Raw genomic sequence first — 9,192 nt, forward strand, 5'->3', positions numbered from 1 at the left:
TCGTTGATGGTGGCTGTGCCTGAGCGTTTGCCAAAAACTGCCGTAACTGCCAACGATTGGTCGTATGATTCGCCACTGGTAGAAACTGAGTTTCGGGCATAACGAATATTTCCTGTGCGACCTCCGCTGAGGCTCACACTCATTTCATCTGCCTTTGAAAATGCTAAAACCTTATCTATTATCTTTTTAGCTTCTTCTTTTGATAATATTTTATTCATTTTTGTAGTTTTAAAATGTAAGTAGTCAATGTTCAACAATTGACAGTTAATAACTTTCTAAATTATTTACTGTTGTCTGTGGACTATCGACTTTTATCAAATCTTTCTTCCAGTATTGATTACGTTTACACCATTGAAACGAGTGGTTGCACTTCCGTGAGAAACGGCACTAACCTGCGAAGGCTGACCTTTTCCATCGAAAAACGAACCAAAAGTACGGTAATCGTCTTTATCACAAATCTGCACACATGAGTTCCAGAATTCTTGTGTATTTGATTGATACGCCACATCGTCGAGCATTCCTACGAGTTCTCCGTTTTTGATTTCGTAGAAAAGTTGTCCACCAAATTGGAAGTTATAACGCTGCTGGTCAATCGAATACGAGCCACGACCGATGATATAGATACCTTTTTCAACGCCTTTAATCATATCAAAAACGCTTAATTTCTCTTTTCCTGGGCGAAGCGAAACATTTGGCATACGTTGGAATTGAACCGAGTTCCAGTTATCGGCATAGCAGCAACCGTGCGAAGCATTTTCGCCCAAGATATTTACTTGGTCACGGATTGCTTGATAATTTACCAAAACACCATCTTTTATCAAATCCCATTCTTTGCATGGCACACCTTCGTCGTCATAACCGACAGTTCCGAGCGTGTAAGGTTGAGTTTTATCAGCTACGATATTTACTTGTTTGCTTCCGTAGTTGAAGGCTTTTGTTTTCCATTTATCGAGTGTTGCGAAAGACGTTCCTGCATAGTTGGCCTCGTAGCCCAATACACGGTCAAGTTCGAGTGGGTGACCAACTGATTCGTGGATGGTTAGTCCGAGGTGATTTGGGTCAAGTACTAAATCGTATTTGCCAGCTGGAACAGATTTCGCAGTGAGTTTTTGTTGAGCTTGTTTCGATGCCATGATTGCATCTTCAACCATGTCGTAAGAGTTACGATAGCCAATCAGACCATTTGGGGCAGAAATTTTTTCGCTGGCCAATCCATCTAAATATTCATAACCCATACCCATTGGCGAGCTGATGGCATCACGAGTTTTGAATTTTCCTGCGGCTTTATCAACGGCCGTAACTGTGAAAGTCGGCCAAATACGATGCACATCTTGGTCGATGTATGAACCATCAGAAGAAGCGAAATACTTTTGTTCGTTTACAAAAAATAAGTTTGATGTTACAAATCCAGCACCATTTTTCATGGCTTCGCTGTTTACTTTCATCAATAAATCAATTTTTTCTTGCACAGGAACCTCAAAAGCATTTTTCTTGATTGGAGTTTTCCATGTTACTTCGCCAACACCTTTTTGTGGGGCTAAGATAACTGGCTCTTTCTGAATCTTTGAGTTTGCTTTGGCAATAGCCACGGCTGTTTCGGCACATTTGGCAATTCCGTCGGGTGTTACGTCGCTGGTGGCGGCAAAGCCCCAAGTACCATTGGCAATTACTCTGATACCAACGCCATAAGATTCGGCATTGGTGATATTCTGCACTTTGGTTTCACGGGTAAATAAGAATTGTTGTAAGTAACGACCAATGCGAACATCTGTGTAGGTTGCACCTCGTGATTTGGTTGCGTTGAGAGCAATATCAGCTAATCGCTTTTTGGTAGCAATATCAGCTCCCGGCTCAAGAAGATGTTCGACAGGTACCATATTTCCCAGTACGGGAATCGAAGAACCCATCATAGCTCCCAAACCCATACCAGATAATTGGATAAAATCCCTTCTTTTCATGTTAGGTTGTTGATTGAATTAAAAATGAAATTTATTGTAAAAATGAACAAATATTCGGTGATAAGAAATTTTTTAACACAAAAACGATTTATACAAAAACTAAAACTAATGAATTGAGTAGATGTTTGGATAATTAGATAGACAAATCGGAGTTTTTTAGCGACTTTCTTGCAAGAATGTTTCTTAATTTATCTCAAATACCGAAATTCTCCTATAACGTTTTTTACCACGGAGTTAAAAATGAGTATTTCACGGAGTTGCACGGAGTTAGTTAGTCCGTGTAACTCTGTGTTAAACTTCGTGAACCTCAGTGGTAAAATTAAGGTCTAACGTGTCCATTCCGAAAGTATTTTAAAAAAGTTTACGTAGTTTTGCCGAATCAAATCTTTACAATTCTACAAATAATCAAATATAATGAGTATCGAAAAACAATCTTTTGGGAAACTTCCCGATGGCCAAGAAACAAGCCTTTATACTTTAAAAAATACCGCAGGAATGGAAGCCAGAATCACTGATTTTGGTGGAATAATTGTATCATTAACCGCACCTGACCGAGATGGAAATTTTGCTGATGTTGTTCATGGTTGCGATACCTTGGAAGGTTATTTAAAAGGAGTACCATATTTTGGAGCAATTATCGGTCGTTATGGTAATAGAATTGCCAAAGGTAGCTTTGAGTTAGATGGTATAACCTATTCATTACCAATCAATAATGGTGTAAATGCTTTGCACGGTGGCTTGAAAGGTTTTGATAAAAGATTGTGGAATGCAAAGCTAATTGAAGGCGAAGAACCAGCTCTTAAATTAAGCTATTTAGCAGCCGACATGGAAGAAGGTTACCCTGGAAATTTGAGCATTGAAGTGATTTATACTTTACAGGCTGACAATACATTAAGAATTGATTATAAAGCCACTACTGATAAAGCTACGATTTTGAACGTAACCAATCACTCATATTTTAATTTGAGCGGAGCAGCCGATGTGCTTGACCATGAGGTGATTTTGCACGCTGATAAATTTTTGCCTGTTGATGCGACTGTAATTCCAACGGGTGAATTACGTCCAGTTGCGGGAACACCATTTGATTTTACCGAAAAACATACAATCGGTGAGCGAATCAATGATACTTCGTATGAGCAAATTGTATTGGGAAGTGGCTACGACCATTGTTATGTATTGACCGATACAAGTTCAGATTTAAGACTCGCTGCTGAGGTGTATGAACCAAAAACTGGACGAATAATGGAGGTTTTCACAACTGAGCCAGGAATGCAATTTTACTCGGCTAATCATTTGAAAGGTGACATCATTGGCAAAGGTGGAACGACTTACGGTCGTCGTTCGGCTTTTTGTGTTGAAACCCAACATTTTCCAGATTCGCCAAATAAACCGCATTTCCCGACAACGGTTTTAAGACCTGACGAGGTTTATCAATCAACTACTTCGTATAAATTCTCTGCGAAATAACGGATTCAAAAAATGGAGAATTGATAAATCATTATTCATTTTCAATTCTCCATTATCAATTAAAAATTAAGAATTATATTTATTTCTATACTCAATCGGTGACATTCCTACCAATTTTCTGAAAACATCACGGAAAGCTTTTAAATCGGTATAACCCACATCATACATTACTTCATTGACGGTTTTTCTGCCACTTTCGAGTTGTTTTTTTGCGGATTCTATTTTTACTCTTTGTATGTATTCAATAACTGTATTTGAAGTCGCTTTCTTAAATCTACGTTCAAATGTTCGACGGCCAATACCAAACCTATCAGCCAAATCTTCTACATTGATTTTTGTTTGGTAGTGTTTTTCGATAAACTCTTGAGCATTTAGAATCTGCGTATCTTCATGGTCTTTTTGCCCTTGAAACATCACAAATGGAGATTGGCTGTTTCGTCCCATTTCGAGCAAAAAGAATTTAGAGGCCATAATTGCCATTTCACGATTCGTGTATTTTTCTACCAAATAAAGTAGCAAATTCCAGTACGAAGTAGCTCCGCCACTCGAATAAATGCCATTTTGCTCGGTAATTACTTTATCGTCAGCGAGATATACTTCTGGAAACATCGTTCTGAATTCATTGGCATAAAGCCAATGCGTTGAGCATGATTTTCCGTTTAAAAGCCCAGTTGAAGCCAATAAAAAAGCCCCCACACATAGGCTGGCAATTTCAGCCCCTTTTCGATGTTGGTCTTGAATCCACGGAATAAAACCTTCGTTTTGTTTGATGGCCTGTGCCATATTGCCGCTCAAGGCAGGAATAATTATCAAATCAGCTTTCCTGACTTCATTCAAGAGAAAATCAGGGTGAAATGAAATCAAACCATCGTTTAGCTTGACTTCTTTGCTCATTCCTACTAATTTTATGTTGAAAGCGGGTTGGAGTTCCATACTTCTATAGAACTCATTAATGGCCGAAAACATATACCGTGGGTCAACGATGGCAGCGGGTACGGCTGTTTCGGGAACTAATATAATGACGTTTTTCATGCCGTAAAACTATAAAAAAAGTTTGTCGCAATCAACCCACTAAATTGTCGTTTTTACATATTTCTAATCTCAACTATTGCCCGTAGTTTTGTGGCATTAAATCTTACAAAAATTATGAGAAAGCTAAAATTACAAGTTCAAATGTCGGTCGATGGTTTTATTGCTGGTCCAAATGGTGAAATGGATTGGATGGTTTGGAACTGGGATGATGCCCTAAAAAACTATGTTTCAGCCCTTACTGATGATGTCGATTGTATCGTTTTAGGCCGAAAACTGGCCGAAGGTTTTATTCCACATTGGGCGGGTGCTGCACAAATCGAAAACGAAGAGCAAGGTTTTGCCCAAAAAATGAGCGAAACTCACAAAGTAGTTTTTACAAAAACATTGGAAAGTGCTGATTGGTCGAATGCTATTTTGGCAAAAGGAAACCTTGTTGATGAAATCAATGCTTTGAAAAATCAATCTGGTGGAGATATCATCGTATATGGTGGAGGGTCATTTGTTTCTTCTCTAATCAAAGAAGGCTTGATTGATGAGTACCATCTCTTTGTAAATCCTGCGATTTTGGGCAAAGGAATGCCAATTTTTCAAAGTTTATCTACTAAACAAGGACTTACTTTGAGAAAAGCACAGGGTTTTGACTGTGGAATTACGCTGCTGTGTTATGAGTTTTAAAAAGATTAACGGTATTTTGATAAATCAGTAAAATTAGTGTGCTTTTATATCAAAAATTATGAAAAACTATGAATAATGAAATTTCTCTTTGTCTTTGGTTTGATGGCCAAGCCAAAGAAGCGGCCGAGTTTTATTGCTCGGTTTTCGCAAACTCAAAAATCACTTCCGCAAATCCTATGATGGTCACTTTTGAGTTGAATGGCCGAAAAATGATGGGACTCAATGGTGGCCCACAATTCAAATTCAACGAAGCTGTATCGCTTGTGGTAAATTGTGAAGACCAAGAAGAAATTGATTATTATTGGACAAAACTCACGGAAGGTGGAGAAGAAAGTCAGTGCGGTTGGCTGAAAGATAAATACGGACTTTCGTGGCAAATTGTGCCTACAATTTTGGGTAAGTTGGTTTCAGACCCCGAAAAAGGACAACGAGTTGTACAAGCCTTTATGCAAATGAAAAAGTTTGATATTCAATCTCTTTTGAATGCTTAACTATTACTTTTTAAAATACTGAGTTCACATTTTGCTATACCTAACCAAACAATTTGAAATAACCTAATAAATAAAACTAAAAACATGAAAAAGGACAAAATCATTTATTGGACAGCGACTACAATCATCGCTTTATTTGAAGGAGTAATGCCAGCTTTGACATCTCAAACCGAATTGGCAAAAGAAGGAATCAGACATTTGGGGTATCCAGAATATTTTGGAAACGCATTGGTTGTTTTTAAGGTTTTAGGGGTTTTGGCTTTAGTTATTCCGCAAGTACCAAAACGAGTAAAAGAATGGGCTTACGCTGGCTTTGCTTTTGATTTTATTTTTGCAACAATCAGTCACGGAGCTGTTGATGGAATTAATGGACAAACATTTTTTCCTTTGGTTGTTTTGGCAATTTTAGCAGTTTCGTACGTTTATTACCATAAATTAAACCCTCAAAATGACTGATACTGAGCAAGTAACAGCATATATGGAAGCTTTAGAGCATCCGCTGAAAGCTGAAATTGAAGCCTTGAGAGTGATTATCAAAGAAACTGATGCCAGAATTTTGGAACGAATCAAGTGGAACGCTCCAAGCTATTATTGTAAAGAAGATTTCTTGACATTCAACCACCGAATGCAAGATAAAGTACATTTGATTTTTCATAATGATGCCATTCCGAAAGTAAGTTCTGCCATTTTGGAAGGTGATTATAAAGACCGTCGAATGGTATATTTTAAAGATATGACTGATGTTTTGGCTAAAAAAACTGAATTACAGAGAGTTATAGCCGAGTTATTAGAATTGATTGAAAATTAAGCTTTTACCGAAGATGCTAAAGATTTGCGAGAAAGGTCATCAATTTTTCAAAAGTAGCGAATGTCCAACTTGTCCAGTTTGTGAGCAAGAAAGTAAGCCCAAAGACGGGTTTTTAAGCTTGCTTCCTGCTCCTGCACGGCGGGCGTTAGAAAATAGGAACATTCATACTTTAGACGAATTATCAAAATTTAGCGAGGTTGAAATTCTGAAACTACATGGAATGGGAAAATCGTCACTTCCTAAACTTCGTAAAGCTTTGGTTGATGCTGGATTAGTTTTCAAGTAGTATTTTTGTAGGTAAAATTATGATTGAAATTTGTAGGACTGATATTAAAAGTAAAACCAAGGCAAACGCAATTATTAAAGCCTTAAAAATTCGTTTTCCTACATCAAATTTTAATTTTGACCTTAATGATTGTGATAAAATATTAAGGATTGAAAGCAATCAAAATATCACGAGTGTTGTTGTTGAAGTGCTTAATAGTCAAGGTTTTATATGTAAAGTTTTAGAAGAGTAGCTTATCTCGTAAGCTACTCTTTTTGCTTCGATGGATTAGTAACAAAAAAATAATGCTCTAATTTTTAAAAATATTTAATAAAGCAGTATTTTCGGTAAAAATTCAGATACTATTCAACCCTATACATGGAATCCAGAAGAGACTTCATCAAGAAAGCAACTTTATTGGCCAGCGGAGCTGGTCTGATGGGCGTTTTGCCTCCTTCAATTCAAAAAGCATTGGCCATTAATCCTGCCGAGGGCAGTACCTTTTGGGATGCCGAACACGTAGTGATTTTGATGCAGGAAAATCGCTCATTCGACCACAGTTATGGCACACTTCAAGGCGTACGTGGCTTCAATGACCCACGAGCCATTAGTTTACCCAATAAAAATAAAGTTTGGTTGCAGTCGAACCCGAAAGGAGAAACTTTTGCTCCGTTCAGACTCAATCTAAAAGATTCAAATGCTACTTGGATGAGTTCGTTGCCGCACTCGTGGGAAAACCAAGTCGATGCCCGCAATAATGGCAAATATGATAAATGGCTGCACGTAAAGCAGTCAGGGAACAAAGCCTATAAAGAAATGCCACTGACTTTGGGGTACTACAACCGTGAAGATATTCCGTTTTATTATGCTTTGGCCGATGCCTTTACGGTATGCGACCAAAATTTCTGTTCTTCATTGACAGGCACAACGCCCAATCGTTTGTATTTATGGACAGGTACGATTCGTGAAAAAGCTGATTTTGAGGCAAAAGCCAACGTAAAAAATGAAGACGTTGATTACGGAAAATGGGCAAAATGGAAAACTTTCCCCGAAAGATTGGAAGAAAATGGTATTTCGTGGAAAATCTACCAAAATGAAATCAGTTTGCCAGTTGGTTTTGAAGGTGAAGAGGAAGGTTGGCTCGCCAATTTTACCGATAATCCGATTGAATGGTTTGAGCAGTATGCCGTGAAGTTTTCGCCTGAATATTACAAATACATTCAGAAAATGAATGATATTTTGCCGAAAGATATTGCTACTCTTGAGAAAAATCTGGCCTCGCTCAATGGAGCGGAACTTGAAAAAGCAAAAACTGAATTGACTCGTAAGAAATCATATTACGAAATTTTGAAGCAAGATTTGGTACAATATACGCCCGAAAACTTCGAGAAATTGAATGATTTTAATAAAAATCTACACCGAAAAGCTTTTACCAATAATCGCAAAGACCCTCATTATCATGAATTGACTACGCTCGAATACGATGATAATGGCACACCAAGAAAAGTAGAAGTACCTAAAGGTGATGTTTTGTATCAGTTCAGAAAAGATGTTGAAAATAAGCAATTGCCGATGGTTACGTGGTTGGTTGCTCCCGAAAACTTCTCTGACCACCCTGGAGCTCCGTGGTATGGTGCTTGGTATGTTTCGGAAGTGATGGATATTCTGACGAAAAATCCAGAAGTTTGGAAAAAGACCATTTTTATTTTGGCTTATGACGAAAACGATGGCTATTTCGACCATGTTCCGCCATTTGTGCCACCACATCACACAAAACCAAATACGGGCAAAGTTTCGACTGGAATTGATACTTCGGTAGAACAAGTAAATTTGGTTCATGAAAAACAAAGAAAATACAAAGACTCCGAAAAAGATGCCCGTGAAGATGCCATCGGCTTAGGTTTTAGAGTGCCGTTGGTGATTGCCTCGCCGTGGAGTAGGGGCGGAAATGTATGTTCGGAAGTTTTTGACCACACTTCTATTTTACAGTTTTTAGAAAAGTTTTTGAAACACAAAACCAAGAAAGAAATCACCGAAACCAATATCAGCGATTGGCGTAGAACAGTTTGCGGCGACCTTACTTCAACTTTCAAGCCTTATACGGGTGAAAAGATAGCCTTGCCGACTTTCGTTGTCAAAGAGCCATTTATTCAGTCGGTTCATAAAGCAAAATTTAAGAAATTACCATCAAATTTTAAGCCCTTAACTGCTGATGAAATTAGTGGCGTAAACTCACAAAGTGCTGATTATGAATGGTTTCCAAAACAAGAAAAAGGGATTCGTAAAGCCACTTCAATTCCGTATGAATTATACGTTGATAGTCAATTGAGTGAAGATAAGAAAAGTTTTCAAGTGAGTTTTGGGGTAGGTGATAAGGTTTTTGGAAATAAAGTAAAAGGTTGTCCGTTTGTGGCGTATTTTATTGATAATGAGCTAAAAACTCGTAATTATGCTGTAAAAAGAGGTGATGAATTGACCGATACTTGGGCCTTAGAT

11 protein-coding genes are annotated in these 9,192 nt (G+C 37.9%); 8 read left to right on the forward strand and 3 right to left on the reverse strand.

The features are described from left to right. Positions 1-218 (reverse strand): PmbA/TldA family metallopeptidase (locus ACOVO2_RS01765; RefSeq protein WP_421768321.1); only part of this gene is annotated, 218 nt, incomplete at its 3' end. Between the two features lie 96 nt (positions 219-314). After that, positions 315-1,958, reverse strand: a complete 1,644-nt coding sequence (locus ACOVO2_RS01770) for a TldD/PmbA family protein (protein ID WP_188766312.1) — start codon at positions 1,956-1,958, stop codon at positions 315-317. 414 nt (positions 1,959-2,372) lie between these two features. Between ACOVO2_RS01770 and ACOVO2_RS01775 the strand changes: the two genes are divergently transcribed. Next, the gene (locus ACOVO2_RS01775; protein WP_421768322.1) at positions 2,373-3,425 is read left to right on the forward strand and encodes an aldose epimerase family protein; all 1,053 of its coding nucleotides are present in this window, start codon (positions 2,373-2,375) and stop codon (positions 3,423-3,425) included. 66 nt (positions 3,426-3,491) lie between these two features. On the opposite strand, the gene ACOVO2_RS01780 is transcribed toward ACOVO2_RS01775, so the two are convergent. After that, a complete protein-coding gene (locus ACOVO2_RS01780; RefSeq protein WP_421768323.1) occupies positions 3,492-4,457 on the reverse strand; it encodes a GlxA family transcriptional regulator in 966 nt (321 codons plus the stop codon). 114 nt (positions 4,458-4,571) lie between these two features. Between ACOVO2_RS01780 and ACOVO2_RS01785 the strand changes: the two genes are divergently transcribed. The 7 genes from ACOVO2_RS01785 to ACOVO2_RS01815 form a co-directional block, all read left to right on the forward strand. After that, positions 4,572-5,132, forward strand: a complete 561-nt coding sequence (locus ACOVO2_RS01785; protein WP_421768324.1) for a dihydrofolate reductase family protein — start codon at positions 4,572-4,574, stop codon at positions 5,130-5,132. Between the two features lie 68 nt (positions 5,133-5,200). Beyond that, the gene (locus ACOVO2_RS01790; RefSeq protein ID WP_421768325.1) at positions 5,201-5,623 is read left to right on the forward strand and encodes a VOC family protein; all 423 of its coding nucleotides are present in this window, start codon (positions 5,201-5,203) and stop codon (positions 5,621-5,623) included. An 84-nt stretch (positions 5,624-5,707) separates the two neighbouring features. Then, complete coding sequence (locus tag ACOVO2_RS01795; protein ID WP_421768326.1) at positions 5,708-6,079, forward strand: DoxX family protein; 372 nt, start codon at positions 5,708-5,710, stop codon at positions 6,077-6,079. After that, positions 6,072-6,431, forward strand: coding sequence for a DUF1801 domain-containing protein (locus tag ACOVO2_RS01800; RefSeq protein WP_421768327.1), 360 nt, complete (start codon positions 6,072-6,074; stop codon positions 6,429-6,431). Before ACOVO2_RS01795 ends, ACOVO2_RS01800 begins: the two co-directional genes overlap by 8 nt. Positions 6,432-6,444: 13 nt before the next feature. Then, positions 6,445-6,717, forward strand: coding sequence for an RNA polymerase alpha subunit C-terminal domain-containing protein (locus ACOVO2_RS01805; protein ID WP_421768328.1), 273 nt, complete (start codon positions 6,445-6,447; stop codon positions 6,715-6,717). 19 nt (positions 6,718-6,736) lie between these two features. Beyond that, on the forward strand, positions 6,737-6,949 hold the full coding sequence (locus ACOVO2_RS01810; RefSeq protein WP_421768329.1) for a hypothetical protein: 213 nt from the start codon (positions 6,737-6,739) through the stop codon (positions 6,947-6,949). 125 nt (positions 6,950-7,074) lie between these two features. Next, positions 7,075-9,192: phosphocholine-specific phospholipase C (locus ACOVO2_RS01815; RefSeq protein WP_421768330.1), on the forward strand; the 2,118-nt coding region annotated here is incomplete at its 3' end.

This window comes from Emticicia sp., assembly GCF_049241225.1.
GTDB lineage: Bacteria > Bacteroidota > Bacteroidia > Cytophagales > Spirosomataceae > Emticicia.